The 14,682-nt window shown below is 68.9% G+C and carries 12 protein-coding genes; 7 read left to right on the forward strand and 5 right to left on the reverse strand.

Annotation, left to right across the window (positions count from 1 at the left end; genetic code table 11):
• The 3 genes from rplT to infC form a co-directional block, all read right to left on the reverse strand.
• Complete coding sequence (rplT, locus tag A9X04_RS01540) at nt 1-396, reverse strand: 50S ribosomal protein L20 (protein WP_046184507.1); 396 nt, start codon at nt 394-396, stop codon at nt 1-3.
• A 67-nt stretch (nt 397-463) separates the two neighbouring features.
• On the reverse strand, nt 464-658 hold the full coding sequence (rpmI, locus tag A9X04_RS01545) for a 50S ribosomal protein L35 (RefSeq protein WP_067917073.1): 195 nt from the start codon (nt 656-658) through the stop codon (nt 464-466).
• Between the two features lie 32 nt (nt 659-690).
• Nucleotides 691-1,296 (reverse strand): translation initiation factor IF-3, encoded by a 606-nt coding sequence (gene infC, locus A9X04_RS01550; RefSeq protein ID WP_082972717.1) that lies wholly within the window; start codon nt 1,294-1,296, stop codon nt 691-693.
• Between the two features lie 428 nt (nt 1,297-1,724).
• Here infC and lysX point away from each other — a divergent pair, with 428 nt between their 5' ends.
• The 5 genes from lysX to A9X04_RS01575 all read left to right on the forward strand — a co-directional run bounded on the left by lysX (nt 1,725) and on the right by A9X04_RS01575 (nt 8,507).
• Entirely contained in the window at nt 1,725-5,078 is a 3,354-nt protein-coding gene (gene lysX, locus A9X04_RS01555; protein ID WP_369828906.1) for a bifunctional lysylphosphatidylglycerol synthetase/lysine--tRNA ligase LysX, read from the forward strand.
• Nucleotides 5,079-5,154: 76 nt separating this feature from the next.
• Complete coding sequence (locus tag A9X04_RS01560; RefSeq protein ID WP_197508986.1) at nt 5,155-6,660, forward strand: alpha/beta hydrolase family protein; 1,506 nt, start codon at nt 5,155-5,157, stop codon at nt 6,658-6,660.
• 6 nt (nt 6,661-6,666) lie between these two features.
• Nucleotides 6,667-7,092 carry a DUF6653 family protein gene (locus A9X04_RS01565; protein ID WP_197508988.1) on the forward strand — a complete coding sequence of 142 codons (426 nt, stop codon included), beginning with the start codon at nt 6,667-6,669 and terminating at the stop codon, nt 7,090-7,092.
• Nucleotides 7,085-7,318, forward strand: coding sequence for a hypothetical protein (locus tag A9X04_RS01570; protein ID WP_067917112.1), 234 nt, complete (start codon nt 7,085-7,087; stop codon nt 7,316-7,318). Before A9X04_RS01565 ends, A9X04_RS01570 begins: the two co-directional genes overlap by 8 nt.
• A 1-nt stretch (nt 7,319) precedes the next feature.
• Nucleotides 7,320-8,507, forward strand: coding sequence for a winged helix DNA-binding domain-containing protein (locus A9X04_RS01575; RefSeq protein ID WP_067917078.1), 1,188 nt, complete (start codon nt 7,320-7,322; stop codon nt 8,505-8,507).
• Nucleotides 8,508-8,512: 5 nt separating this feature from the next.
• On the opposite strand, the gene uvrA is transcribed toward A9X04_RS01575, so the two are convergent.
• Nucleotides 8,513-11,416: an excinuclease ABC subunit UvrA gene (uvrA, locus tag A9X04_RS01580; RefSeq protein ID WP_067917080.1), complete on the reverse strand. Its 2,904-nt coding sequence runs from the start codon at nt 11,414-11,416 to the stop codon at nt 8,513-8,515.
• A gap of 111 nt (nt 11,417-11,527) precedes the next feature.
• On the opposite strand from uvrA, the gene A9X04_RS01585 reads away from it, so the two are divergent.
• Nucleotides 11,528-12,214 carry an MBL fold metallo-hydrolase gene (locus A9X04_RS01585; RefSeq protein ID WP_067917082.1) on the forward strand — a complete coding sequence of 229 codons (687 nt, stop codon included), beginning with the start codon at nt 11,528-11,530 and terminating at the stop codon, nt 12,212-12,214.
• A 128-nt stretch (nt 12,215-12,342) separates the two neighbouring features.
• On the opposite strand, the gene A9X04_RS01590 is transcribed toward A9X04_RS01585, so the two are convergent.
• Nucleotides 12,343-12,786 carry a universal stress protein gene (locus A9X04_RS01590; protein WP_067917084.1) on the reverse strand — a complete coding sequence of 148 codons (444 nt, stop codon included), beginning with the start codon at nt 12,784-12,786 and terminating at the stop codon, nt 12,343-12,345.
• A 285-nt stretch (nt 12,787-13,071) separates the two neighbouring features.
• Between A9X04_RS01590 and A9X04_RS01595 the strand changes: the two genes are divergently transcribed.
• Nucleotides 13,072-14,643, forward strand: a complete 1,572-nt coding sequence (locus A9X04_RS01595) for a glycosyltransferase family 39 protein (RefSeq protein WP_067917086.1) — start codon at nt 13,072-13,074, stop codon at nt 14,641-14,643.
• Nucleotides 14,644-14,682 lie beyond the last annotated feature (39 nt).

Raw genomic sequence — 14,682 nt, forward strand, 5'->3', positions numbered from 1 at the left:
CTAGGCGGCCTCTCCGGAATCCGACGGGGCGTTGACGTCCTCGGGCAGCGCGGCCCGGGCGACGTCGACCAGCGCCGTGAACGCCGCGGGATCGGTGATCGCGATGTCGGCGAGGTTCTTGCGGTCCACCTCGACGCCCGCGGCCTTCAGCCCCTGGATCAGCCGGTTGTAGGTGATGTCGTTGGCGCGAGCCGCCGCGTTGATCCGCGAGATCCACAGTTTCCGGAACTCGCCCTTGCGCGCGCGGCGGTCGCGGTAGGCGTAGTTCAGCGAATGCAGCTGCTGCTCTTTGGCTTTGCGGTAGAGCCGCGAGCGCTGGCCGCGATAGCCCTTCGAGGCCTTGAGAATGCTGCGCCTCTTCTTGTGGGCGTTGACCGCCCGCTTCACGCGTGCCATGGGTGTTCCTACTCTCTAAGTAATGGTCGGGTGCCGGCAGCGGCGCCGGCGCTCGGCTTGTTGAAGGTCAGCCGTTCAGCAGCTTGTTAACCCGCTTGGTGTCGTTGGCCGCCACGGTCGTGCGGCCTTCCAGACGACGGGTCCGGGTGGACGGCTTGTGCTCGAACAGATGCCGACGGTTCGCTTTCTCGCGCAGGATCCTGCCGGTTCCGGTGCGCCGGAACCGCTTCGAAGCCCCGCTGTGGGTCTTGGCCTTGGGCATGTTTCCTCTACTTCTCGCTAGTCAGTCTCAGGTCAGTTGGGTGAAGGGGTGTCGGCGCCCGCATCGGCGTCCGATGCCGCGCCCTCCCCGGGTCCCTCGGGGTGCCTCGCCCTGGCGCGGGTTTTCGCGCCGCGGTGCGGGGCCAGCACCATCGTCATGTTGCGGCCATCCTGCTTGGCGGACGTTTCGACGAAGCCGTATTCGGCGACGTCGGCGCCCAGCCGCTGCAGCAGGCGGTAGCCCAGTTCGGGCCGTGACTGCTCACGTCCGCGGAACATGATGGTGACCTTCACCTTCGAACCCGCCTCCAGGAAGCGGATCACGTGACCCTTTTTGGTCTCGTAATCGTGATCGTCGATCTTCGGTCGCAGCTTCTGCTCTTTGACGACGGTCTGCTGCTGGTTCCGGCGGGATTCGCGCGCCTTTTGCGCCGCCTCGTATTTGAACTTGCCGTAGTCCATGATCTTGCAGACCGGGGGCCTGGCATTGGGGGCGACTTCGACAAGGTCGAGATCGGCGTCCGCAGCGACGCGCAGTGCGTCTTCGATGCGCACTATGCCTACCTGCTCTCCCCCGGGGCCGATCAATCTGACTTCAGGTACGCGGATGCGCTCGTTGACGCGGGTCTCAGTGCTGATGGGGCCTCCCTTGTTGGGCTTATACGTGTCGTGCCATCACGGCCAGAGCCTGGGTCCGAGTCGGAATGCAGCGGCGGAAACACCACACCACCAGCAGAAAAGCCCCGCACGTAGCAGGGCCCAATGCCGACCGATCACGGCCTGCCATTGGTCAAGCCGCCCGCGTCGCCCGCGGAACAGACATGCGCGATGTCTGTGACCGGACCGCAAAGCCTTGAAAAATTCGTGGCCCGCGGTGGGAGTGGGACTCCACTTAACTGTTCCTGGCCTTCGCCGGGATGGTCGTGGACGCCAGTTTAGCAGCCACGAGGCCGCTTTTCGTACTTCGCCCCCGGCCTCGTTCGGCGGGCGCCGACGCACGTGCGCCACCGGGCGAATTATTGCCGGCCGCTCTTAGCGCTTCGCCAAGCTTTTCACGGACTGAGGGCATATCCTCGCGGTCTGTGACACTCGCTTCCTCTCGTTCGGGGTCCCGTTCGGGACCCCGCGGCCGGTCGCAATCCCGGTATCGCTGGGTACCGGCGGCGGCCGGGTGGATCGTGGGCGTCATCGCGACGGTGTCGCTGCTGGCGAGCGTGTCCCCCGCCATCCGGTGGCTGATCAAGGTCCCACGCGAGTTCATCAACAACTATCTGTTCAACTTCCCCGACACCAGCATCGCGTGGTCGTTCGTGCTCGCGTTGCTGGCCGCGGCGTTGACCGCCCGCAAACGCGTCGCCTGGTTGGTGTTGCTCGGCCAGATGATCCTGGCCGCCGGCCTGAACGTCGCCGACATCGCCGCGGGCGACAACACGGCGGCCGAGACCTTCGGGGAGAACCTCGGGTTCTCGGTGCACATCGTCGCGATCGTGCTGCTGGTGTTGGCGTACCGGGAGTTCTGGGCCAAGGTCCGCAAAGGCGCGCTGGTCAAGGCCGCCGCGGTGCTGGTCGCCGGGGATGTGGTCGGAATCCTGATCTCGTGGGGCCTGGTCGAGTTGTGGCCCGGAACGCTGGCCCGCCAGGACCGCCTCCCCTACGTGGCCAACCGGGTGGTCGGATTCGCCCTGGCCGATCCGGACCTGTTCACCGGCAGGCCGCACGTGTTCCTCAACGCGATCTTCGGCCTGTTCGGCGCGTTGGCGCTGATCCTGGCGACCATCGTGCTGTTCCAGTCCCAGCGCGCCGAGAACGCGCTGACGGGTGAGGACGAGTCGGCCATCCGCGGGCTTCTCGAGCTGTACGGCAAGCACGACTCGCTCGGCTACTTCGCGACGCGCCGCGACAAGTCGGTGGTGTTCGCGCAGAGCGGCCGGGCCGCCATCACCTACCGCGTCGAGGTCGGGGTGTGCCTGGCCAGCGGCGACCCGATCGGCGACCCCCGGGCGTGGCCGCAGGCCATCGACGCCTGGCTGGGGCTGTGCCAGACCTATGGCTGGGCGCCGGGCGTCATGGGGGCCAGCACGCAGGGGGCAAGGGTCTATCGGGAGGCCGGGCTGAACGCGCTCGAGCTGGGCGACGAGGCGATCCTGCGCACCGCGGACTTCCGGCTTTCCGGCCCCGACATGCGCGGTGTGCGCCAGGCCGTGACCCGGGCCCGCCGGGCCGGGCTGACGGTGCGCATCCGGCGGCACCGTGACATCTCGGCCGAGGAGATGGCCGAGACCATCACCCGCGCGGACGCCTGGCGCGACACCCAGACCGAACGCGGCTTCTCCATGGCCCTGGGCCGGCTCGGCGATCCCGCGGACGGGGATTGCCTGCTGGTCGAGGCGATGGACCGCGACGGCGCCGTCGTGGCGATGCTGTCGCTGGTCCCGTGGGGAACCACCGGCGTCTCCCTGGATTTGATGCGCCGCTCCCCGCAATCGCCCAACGGCACCATCGAGCTCATGGTCAGCGAGCTCGCCTTGACCGCGGAAACCCTTGGCATCAGCCGTATTTCGCTGAACTTCGCGATGTTTCGCTCGGCGTTCGAGCAGGGCGCCCAACTCGGCGCCGGACCGATCGCCCGGCTGTGGCGTGGGCTGCTGCTGTTCTTCTCGAGGTGGTGGCAGCTGGAGACGCTGTACCGCTCGAACATGAAGTACCAACCCGAATGGGTGCCGCGCTACGCCTGCTACGAGGACGCGCGCCTGATCCCCCGCGTCGGTGTCGCCTCGGTGATCGCGGAGGGCTTCCTGGTGCTGCCGTTCACGCGGCGCGATCGGGTACACACCGGCCATCACCCCGCCGTGCCGCCCCGGCTGGCGGAGTCGGGCCTGCTGCACCACGACGGTTCGGCGCCGGACGTCAGCGAGTTGCAGCAGCGACGCGAAGACGCGGAGTTGGAAGAGTCGAGGGCCCGCCTGCCCGAACAGGTGCGGGTGCGGCTGGCCAAGCTGAAAATACTGCGGCGCAAGGGTATTGACGCCTATCCGGTGGGGTCGCCGCCCAGCCACACCGTCGCCCGGGCGCTGGAGGCCGACGACCAGGAGACCATCTCGGTGTCGGGCCGGATCCTGCGGATACGCGATTACGGCGGGGTGCTGTTCGCGCAGCTGCGGGACTGGTCGGGCGAATTGCAGGTGCTGCTTGACAATTCACGCCTGGAGCAGGGGCGCACCGCGGATTTCACCGCAGCCATCGACCTGGGTGACCTCGTCGAGATGTCCGGGCACATGGGCTTTTCCAAGAACGGCACCCGCTCGCTGATCGTGGGCGACTGGCGGATGATCGGCAAGTGCCTGCGGCCGCTGCCGAACAAGTGGAAGGGGCTGACCGACCCGGAGGCGCGGGTGCGGACCCGCTACGTCGACCTGGCGGTCAATCCGGAGTCCCGCGAGCTGCTCACGGCCCGCAGCAGCGTCCTGCGCTCCGTCCGGGAAACGCTGTTCGCCAAGGGCTTCATCGAGGTCGAGACGCCGATCCTGCAGCAGATCCACGGCGGCGCGACCGCCCGGCCGTTCGTCACCCACATCAACACCTACGACATGGACCTGTTCCTGCGCATCGCTCCGGAGCTGTACCTCAAGCGGTTGTGCGTCGGGGGCGTGGAGCGGGTGTTCGAGCTGGGCCGGGCCTTCCGCAACGAGGGCGTCGACTTCAGCCACAACCCGGAGTTCACGCTCCTGGAGGCCTACCAGGCGCACGCCGACTACAAGGTCTGGATCGACGGCGCCCGCGAGCTCATCCAGAACGCCGCGCAGGCCGCCCACGGCGAGCAGATGGTGCTGCGGCCCCGAACTGACGACGGCCACCTCCACCCGGTCGACATCTCCGGCGACTGGCCGGTGAAGACCGTGCACGACGCGGTCTCCGAAGCGCTCGGGGAGCACATCGATCCCGACACCCCCGTGCCCGTGTTGCGCAAGTTCGCCGACGCCGCCCACATTCCGTATCGGGCGCAGTGGGACGCCGGTGCCGTGGTGCTGGAACTGTACGAGCACCTGGTCGAGGACCGGACCGAGAAACCGACCTTCTACATCGACTTCCCCACGTCCGTTTCACCGCTGACCCGGCCGCACCGCAGCCGGCGCGGCGTCGCCGAGCGGTGGGATCTGGTGGCGTGGGGCGTCGAGCTGGGGACGGCCTACAGCGAGCTGACGGATCCGGTGGAGCAACGGCGGCGCCTGCAAGCGCAGTCGCTGCTGGCCGCCGGCGGCGACCCCGAGGCGATGGAGCTCGACGAGGACTTCCTACAGGCCATGGAGTACGCGATGCCGCCCACCGGCGGGCTGGGCATGGGCATCGATCGGCTCGTCATGCTCATAACCGGCCGCAGCATCCGAGAGACCCTGCCATTCCCGCTGGCCAAGCCCCACTAGCCGGCCCGGGGACGCCTGGCGCGGCCGGGGCGAACATTCGGTGAATATGTTCCAGGCCGGTTAACAATGCATCACAATGAATGCCGTGACCGCGTCGACGACCAGCGCCACGGCGCAGTTGCTGGCAAGTAGTCACACGTCGCTGATGCACGGCTGGCTGCCCACCACGATCCAGGCGGTGACCGCGGTCGTGCTGGCGCTGGCCGTCGGCTGGCGGTCCCGGCGGTGGCGGACGGTGTGGTTGCCGGCGGCTGCGCTGGCCGGTGCCGCGGTCGCCTACCTGACGCACTGGTACATCGTGGACCGCGGCATGTCCGACGAGCCCGCGCCGGCCACGCTGTGGCTGTGGATCACGTTGACCGGCACGGCCGTCGCGGTCCTGATCCTGGGGTGGCGCGGCGCCCGCCGCTGGCGGCGCGGAGCCGGGCTGCTGGCCATCCCGTTGTGCGCGCTGTGCGCCGCCCTGGTGCTCAACCTGTGGGTGGGCTACTTCCCCACCGTGCAGGCGGCGTGGAACCAGCTCACCTCCGGCCCGCTGCCCGATCAGACCGACCCGGCCACCGTCACCGCCATGGTCGCCAAACGGGCGCGACCACCGCACGGCAGCGTGGTTCCGGTCGTGATCCCTTCCGACGCATCCCATTTCAAGCACCGTGGCGAGCTGGTCTATCTGCCGCCGGAATGGTTCACCAGCAGCCCGCCGCCGGTGCTGCCGACGGTCATGATGATTGGGGGCCAGTTCAACACGCCCGCCGACTGGACGCGCGCCGGCAACGCCGTGAAGACGATCGACGACTTTGCGGCCGCCCATGACGGCAAGGCGCCGGTCCTGGTGTTCGTCGACTCCGGCGGCGCCTTCAACAACGACACCGAATGCGTCAACGGCGTCCGCGGCAACGCCGCCGACCATCTGACCAAAGACGTTGTCCCGTATATGGTTTCCAAGTTCGGCGTCAGCCGCGAGCGCACCCGGTGGGGCGCCGCCGGCTGGTCGATGGGCGGAACCTGCGCCGTGGACCTGACCGTCATGCACCCCGACATGTTCAGCGCGTTCGTCGACGTCGCAGGCGACTTCTTCCCGAACGCCGGGAACAAGGCGCAGACCATCGCCCGGCTCTTCGGCGGCAACGCCGAGGCGTGGGCGGCGTTCGACCCGACGACGGTGATCAGCCGGCACGGTCCGTACACCGACGTGGCCGGCTGGTTCGCAATCTCCTCCGAAGGGCCACCGGCGACGCGCCGCGACCTGCCCGGCACCGATATCGGCGCGATCCGTCTCGCCGGCCGGGAGGCCGCCGCCGACCCCGGCAACCAGACGGCGGCCGCCTATTCGCTGTGCGCGCTCGGGCGGGCCAACGGGATCGACTGCGCGGTGCTGCCCCAGCCCGGCAAGCACGATTGGCCGTTCGCGGACCGGGCGTTCGCCGCCGCGCTGCCGTGGCTGGCGGGGCGATTGGGCACGCCGGGAATTCCCCGGACGCCGTTGCCCGGCGCTCGCCCGCCCGCGCTGCCCGGCGCCGCCCCGCCCGCGGCGCCCTCCCCGGTCGTCGTCCCGGCCGACCATTCCCCCGCCCGGCGGTAGGCGCCGGTGCCGTCCGGTGCGCGGGTACGGCGTGCGATCTTCGCGCGGCACTGCAACCCGTGGAGCGCCTGGACCCGTTGGGCCAGCGCCCCGCTGATCCTGATCCCGCCGTGGACACGGCGCTGGCGCCCTGCGGCGTGGATTGCGTTGTGGCTGGCCGTCAACCCGTTCGTGTTCGGCAGGCCGGCGCACGAGCGGGCCTGGTCGACCCGGGCGATGCTGGGCGAGGAGTTGTGGATCAGCCGTCGCCCCCGGGACGCTGCCCTGGTGATCGGCGCGCTGACGTCGGTGGCCGCGCTGTGTGCCGTCGCCGCCGCCGGCCGGCGTCGGGCGCTGTCGGCGGCGGTCGCGATCGCGGTGCAGATGGCGCTCACACTGGTGTATTGGCAACAGATGGTGCGGTATCTGGAACGGGAGCGTGGCCATGCCTGAGGAACCAACCCCACCCGATCCCGGGTATGACACCGCAGGTGTGCCGACCTTCGAATCGGTCCGCGAGAAGATCGAAGGTCGGTACGCGACGGCGCAGGGCGCCGCGGAGCTCGACGCCGAGTCAGCCGAGGGCCGTTCCGTCAGCGAGCAATACGAGGCGCGCGAGCGTGCCGCCGCCGAGCGGCTGGCCCAGATCCGCGAGTCGATGCGCTCCGACGAGCGTTGAAGTGCGCAGATTCACCGTCGACGAGCGGCGTAACCGCCTGGCGCGCAGGCATTTCCTTTCGGCAGGCGACCCAACACCGCTGACGCGGGTGATCGCCGGGCTGGTGGGGCTGCATGCGACCGACCCCGCGACGCCGTATCTGTCGCTGTGGGCGCGCTCCCCCGGCTTCCTGACCGCCGACCTCGAGCTGCAGCTGTACCGGAAACGCGCCGCGGTCAGGCAGCTTGCGATGCGGCGGACGCTGTGGCTGGTCGGCCGCGACGACCTGCCCATGATTCAGTCGGCGTCCAGCGAGCGGGTCGCCGAGAACGAGCGGCGCCGGCTGGCCGCCGACGTGCGCAAGGCCGGTGTGGCCGCCGACGGCGAGCGCTGGCTTGACCGCGCCTGTTCGGCGGTATTGCGCCATCTCGCTGACAGCGGGCCGGCCAGCAGCACCGAGCTGCGGGCCGCGCTGCCCGAGCTGGCCGGGACCTACGACCCGGCTCCCGGAAAGCGCTGGGGCGGCCAGGTTCCGCTCGCCCCGCGGGTGCTGACGGTGCTCTCGGCACGAGCCGAAATCGTGCGCGGGCCGAATGACGGGGCTTGGACCACGTCGCGGCCGCGCTGGGCCAGGACCGGCGACTGGCTCGGCCAGCCCGTCCAGGCCCCACCCCGGCACGCCGCGCAAGCCGACCTGGTCCGCCGTTGGCTGGCGAGCTTCGGGCCCGCCACCGTAGCCGACATCAAGTGGTGGCTCGGCAGCACGCTGACCGTGGCCCGGAACGCCCTGAGCGATATCGGGGCGGTGGAAGTCGAGTTGCAGGGCAGCCCCGGCGGCACCGGCTGGGCGTTGCCCGACGACCTCGATCCCGAGCCCGAGGCGGCCCCGTGGTGCGCCCTGCTGCCCGGGCTGGACGCCACCACCATGGGCTGGTTTCAGCGCGAGTGGTATCTCGGTGACCATCGCGATGAGGTGTTCGACCGCAGCGGCAACGCCGGACCCACCGCGTGGTGGAACGGACGCGTAATGGGCGGCTGGTATCAAGACGACGGCGCGCGCGTCCGGCTGCAGCTCCTCGAGGAGCCCGGTCGCGACGGGCGGCGCGCCCTCCAGCGCCGCGCCGACGAGCTCACCGCGTGGCTGGACGGCGTGCGCATCAGCCCCCGCTTCCCGTCGCCGCTGTCGAAAGCCGGCGCCGCCGCGGGCTGATCGGCTCAGGCGGTGACTTTGCGACGCCGACTCGACCGCGGCGGCGGGGCGGCGCGGCCGATGACCTCGGCGAGGAACTTCCCGGTGTAGCTCTCGGGCACCGCGGCGATGTCCTCCGGAGTGCCCTCGGCCACCACGGTTCCGCCCTCGGCCCCGCCCTCGGGTCCCATGTCGACGATCCAGTCCGACGTCTTGATGACGTCCAGGTTGTGTTCGATGACGATGACCGTGTTGCCCTTGTCCACCAGCCCGTTGATCACGGTGAGCAGCTTGCGGATGTCGTCGAAGTGCAGCCCGGTGGTGGGCTCGTCGAGGATGTAGATGGTCCGCCCCGTCGAACGCTTCTGCAGTTCCGCGGCCAGCTTGACGCGCTGGGCCTCACCCCCGGAGAGGGTGGGGGCCGGCTGGCCCAGCCGGACGTAACCCAGGCCGACGTCAACGAGCGTGCGCAGGTAGCGGTGAATGCCGGTGATCGGCTCGAAGAACTCCGCGGCCTCCTCGATCGACATGTCCAGCACTTCGGAGATCGTCTTGCCCTTGTAGTGCACTTCCAGGGTTTCGCGGTTGTAGCGCGCGCCGTGGCAGACCTCGCAGGGCACGTAAACGTCGGGCAGGAAGTTCATCTCGATCTTGATGGTGCCGTCGCCCGTGCACGCCTCGCAGCGGCCACCCTTGACGTTGAACGAGAATCGGCCCGGTTGGTAGCCACGGACTTTCGCCTCGGTGGTGGCCGCGAACAGGGTGCGGATCTTGTCGAACACTCCGGTGTAGGTGGCCGGGTTGGACCGCGGCGTGCGACCGATCGGCGATTGGTCGACCCGCACCAGCTTGTCCAGGTGGTCCAGACCCGTCACCCGGGTGTGCCGCCCCGGGACCAGCCGGGCACCGTTGAGCCGGTTGGCCAGCACCGTGGCCAGGATGTCGTTGACCAGGGTCGACTTGCCGGAGCCGGACACCCCGGTCACCGAGGTGAGCACGCCCAGCGGGAACGAGACGTCGATGCCGCGCAGATTGTGCTCGCGGGCGCCGACGACGGTGAGCTGTCGCTTGCGGTCGACCGGACGCCGGATCGCCGGCATCGCAATGGATTCCTTGCCCGACAGGAAGGCACCGGTGATCGAGTCCTTGTTGGCCAGCAGCTCGCTGTAGGTCCCGCTGTGCACAATCTGGCCGCCGTGCTCACCGGCCCGCGGGCCGATGTCGACGATCCAGTCCGCGTGCGCGATGGTGTCCTCGTCGTGTTCGACGACGATCAGCGTGTTGCCCAAATCCCTTAGCCGCGTGAGGGTTTCGATGAGCCGGCGGTTATCCCGCTGATGCAGACCGATCGACGGCTCGTCGAGCACGTACAGCACGCCCACCAGGCCGGACCCGATCTGGGTGGCCAGCCGGATGCGTTGGGCCTCACCTCCGGACAGCGTCGCCGCCGCGCGCGACAGCGACAGGTAATCCAGCCCCACGTCGAGCAGGAAGCCCAGCCGCGACTGGATCTCCTTGAGCACCTGTCCGGCGATCGCCTGCTCGCGGGTGCCCAGGGTGAGCGCGTTCAGAAAGTCCGCGCAGTCCGAGATCGACAGCTCGGAGACCTCGGCGATGGACTTGGCGCCCCGGTCCCCCGCGGACAGCGTCACCGCCAGGATCTCCGGCTTGAGCCGGGTGCCCTCACACTCGGGGCACGGCACGTCGCGCATGAAGCCCTCGTAGCGCTCCTTCATCTGCTCCGATTCGGTCTGCGCCATCTTGCGCTGCAGGAACGCCAGCACGCCCTCGAAATCGGCGTAGTACGAACGGGTTCGGCCGTAGCGGTTGCGGTAGCGCACATGCACCTGGTGGTCGGAGCCCTCGAGGATCGCCTTGCGCGCTTTGGCCGGCAGCTTGCGCCAGGGCGTGTCGACGTCGAAGCCCAGCTCGTCGCCGAGCCCGGCCATCATCCGGGTGAAGTACTCCGCGGTGTGGCCCGTCGACCACGGCGCCACCGCGCCCTCGGCCAGCGTGCGCTCCGGATCGGGCACCACGAGGTCGGGGTCGACCTCCTTGCGGATGCCCAGGCCGGTGCACTCGGGGCACGCGCCGTAGGGCGAGTTGAACGAGAACGACCGCGGCTCCAGGTCGTCGACCGCCAGCGCGTGCCCGTTGGGGCAGGCCAGCTTCTCGGAGAACCGCTGCTCCCGGTTGTGCGCGTCATGCTCGTGGTCGACGAACTCCAGCACCACGATGCCGTCGGCCAGGTTCAGCGCGGTCTCCACCGAATCGGTGAGCCGCTGCTTGGCGCTGGCCTTGACGGTCAGGCGGTCCACCACCACCTCGATGTCGTGCTTCTCCTGCTTCTTCAGCTTTGGCGGATCGGTGAGCGGGTGCACCACGCCGTCGACGCGGACCCGGCTATAGCCCTGCGCGTTCAGCTTCTCGAACAGGTCCGCGAACTCCCCCTTGCGGGTCCGCACCACGGGGGCGAGCACCAGGAACCGGGTGCCTTCCGGCATCGCCAGCACCTGGTCGACGATTTGCTGGGGCGTCTGACGGGCGATCCGCTCGCCGCAGACCGGGCAGTGCGGCGTGCCGGCGCGCGCGTAGAGCAGCCGCAGGTAGTCGTACACCTCGGTGATGGTCCCGACGGTCGAGCGCGGGTTGCGGTTGGTCGACTTCTGGTCGATGGACACCGCCGGCGACAGGCCCTCGATGAAGTCGACGTCCGGCTTGTCCATCTGGCCCAGGAACTGGCGCGCGTAGGCCGACAGCGACTCCACGTACCGGCGCTGCCCCTCGGCGAAAATCGTGTCGAACGCCAGCGACGACTTGCCCGATCCCGACAGCCCGGTGAAGACGATCAGCGCGTCGCGCGGCAGGTCGAGGTCGACGCCCCGCAGGTTGTGTTCGCGGGCGCCCTTGACGATCAGGCGGTCAGCCACGCTGCCCTCTCTCAATGGATCTTTTAGGTGCTGCAGCCGTTGATGCGCACGGCGCATTCCATGCTAGGTGCCCATACCGACAAGCAACGTTTGACCAGTAACGTGGCCGCTATGACCGCCCCCGACGAGGTAAGCGACAACTACACCGGACACGTCGACCCCGGTACCGCGGCGCGCCGGACCCTACCCGGCGCCACGATCCTAAAGGCTTCGGTGGGCCCTGTGGACAACAATGCGTATCTGGTGACGTGTTCCGCGACCGGAGAGACCTTGCTGATCGATGCCGCCAACGACGCGGACACCCTGATCGGTCTGATCCGGGGAAACGCACCCAGGCTGTCGCTGATCGTGACCAGCCATCAGCACTTCGACCACTGGCAGGCGCTGGAGGCCGTGGCCGCGGCCACCGGGGCACCGACCGCCGCCAACGAGATCGACGCCCAGGCCCTGCCGGTCAAGCCGGACCGTTTGCTGGCCCAGGGTGACACCGTGGACATCGGCGAGCTGCGGTTCGACGTGATCCACCTGCGCGGACACACGCCAGGCTCGATCGCGCTCGCCCTCGACGGGCCGGCGACGGGCGGGGTCACCCAGCTGTTTACCGGCGACTGCCTGTTCCCGGGCGGCGTCGGAAAAACCTGGCAGCCGGGCGATTTCGCCCAGCTACTCGACGACGTCACCACCCGGGTGTTCGGCGTGTACGACGACTCCACCGTCATCTACCCGGGCCACGGGGACGATACAGTGCTCGGCGCCGAACGCCCCCACCTGGGCGAATGGCGCGAGCGGGGCTGGTGAGGCCCCGGTCCCTCCGCCGTGGCGATCGCGCGCGCGGCGCAGCCGGGCGACGCGGGTCGCCACCATCGAGCCGTGGCGATCGCGAGCGCGGCGTGGCCGGGCGACGCGGGTCGCCACCACCGGTTTCCCTAGGACGTGGTGTGCACGATCAGGACGTCGACCTTGGCGCGTCGTGAGACGTTGGCCGGCACCGAGCCGAGCAGCCGGCCGGCGATCGTGCTGAGGCCGACGTTTCCGACGACCAGCAGGTCGGCCTTCTCGTCCTCGGCCAGCTTGACCAGCGCATCCACCGGAGCACCTTCGATCGGGCGCTCCTCGACGTTCTTGGCCCCGGCCTTGTGCGCACGCTCCTTGGCGTCCTGCAGGATCGCGTAAATCGGCGCGGTGCCGGACACCTTGTAGCTCTCGTCGCGCAGTGCGTCCGCGGCCCGGGTGTCCTCATGCTGGGGCAGGTACGCCGAGGCGACGATCAGCTTGGCGTCCGGCCCGGCGATCTGCGCCGCCCTGTCTACCGCGCGCATTGACGAGTCCGAGCCGTCGGTTCCCACCACCACAGTCTGATAGGCGCCCATTTACCCTCCCAGTTTCGGTTGGTCAGCCAACCCAAGACAGTATCGCGTTTGCCCGTGGCAGAGGGAACAGATTAGCGACACCGCGTGGCGCGGCGTGTCCACAATTTGCGGGACATCGCCGAGCCAACGGACAATATCGCCGGTGACAAAACATTCAAATGCGCGGGCCCGGGGCGGAAAGCGTTGCATAACGCCGGTTTTCGCGGAATGGGGACGCCGGGGGCGAATTGGCCGCCGGCGATTTGTGACGCGGCTGCGCGATTCAGCTTTACAGTGACAAGCATCATGTCCATGCCCACCGTCGAGCAGCGCGTCGCCGACCGTGTCGAGGAACCCGCGCCCGCGCGTCCGGCCGGCAGGTTGCTCGATCCGTGGGCGATCGCCGCGTTCGCGACCGTTGTCAGCGGCGCCTGGGCCTGCCGGCCCTCGTTGTGGTTCGACGAGGGCGCGACCATATCGGCCGCGGCGAGCCGCACGTTGGCGGAGCTGTGGCGGCTGCTGAGCCACATTGACGCCGTGCACGGGCTGTATTACCTGCTGATGCACGGGTGGTTCGCGCTGTTTCCGCCGACCGAATTCTGGTCGCGGGCGCCCAGCGCCCTGGCGATCGGCGCCGCCGCCGCGGGCGTCACGGTGTTCACCAGGCAGTTCTCGACACGGCCGGTCGCGGTCTGCGCGGGTGTCCTGTTCGCCGTCCTGCCGCGTACCACCTGGGCGGGAATCGAGGCGCGGCCGTACGCCTTCGCGGCCGCCGCGGCGGTCTGGCTCACCGTATTGCTCGTCGCCGCCGTCCGGCGCAACGGAACGCGCGTGTGGGTTTGCTATGCGCTTGCGCTGATGCTGTCGATTCTGCTGAATCTGAACATGGTGCTGCTGGTGCCGGTTTATGCCGTAATGGTGCCGCTGCTGGCACCGGCGAAAGCGCGGAAATCGCGCGTCATTCGGTGGGCGATCAGCTCTACCGTCGCCGTCGCGGCGATGACGCCGTTCATGGTGTTCGCGCATGGCCAGGTGTGGCAGGTGAATTGGATTTACCCGGTCAGCTGGCACTACGCGTTCGACATCATCCTGCGCCAGTATTTCGACCACAGCGTTCCATTCGCCATCTGCGCCGCCGTCCTCATCGTGGCGGCGGTCGGGGCCCGGCTGGCCGGCGTTCACCCCCCGGCCGGCGACATGCGCCGGTTGCTGATCGTCTGCGCGGCGTGGCTCGTCATCCCCACCGCGCTCGTGGTGATCTACTCGGCCGTCAGCGAGCCGATCTACTATCCGCGCTACCTGATCTTCACCGCACCCGCGATGGCCGTCATCCTGGCCGTCTGCGTCGTGACGCTCGCCCGCAGGCCATGGCCCATCGCCGGCGTGGTGCTGGCCTGCGCGCTTGCCGCGGTGCCGAACTACCTGTTCATTCAGCGCTGGCCGTACGCCAAGGAGGGCTGGGACTACAGCCAGGTGGCCGACCTGATCGGCTCCCACGCCGCCCCGGGTGACTGCCTGATGGTGGACAACACCGTGCCGTGGCGGCCCGGACCGATCCGCGCCCTGCTGGCCACCCGGCCGGCGGCCTTCCGGTCGCTGATCGACGTCGAGCGCGGGACGTACGGACCCAAGGTGGGGTCCCTGTGGGACGGCCACGTCGCGGTGTGGCTGACGACCGCAAAAATCAACAAATGCCCCACAATCTGGACCATTACCAATAAAGAAACCTCACTGCCCGACCATCAATCCGGACCGTCATTGCCGCCCGGCCCCGCTTTCGGGCGCGCCCCGGCTTATCGATTCCCGAGTTATCTCGGGTTCCGCATTGTCGAACGTTGGCAGTTTCATTACTCGCAGGTGGTGAAGTCCACGCGCTGATTTGCGGCATTGCCGACGGCGTGAACCACCATTTGTTGG

This window comes from Mycobacterium sp. E3247 (genome assembly GCF_001667785.1).
Taxonomy (GTDB): domain Bacteria; phylum Actinomycetota; class Actinomycetes; order Mycobacteriales; family Mycobacteriaceae; genus Mycobacterium.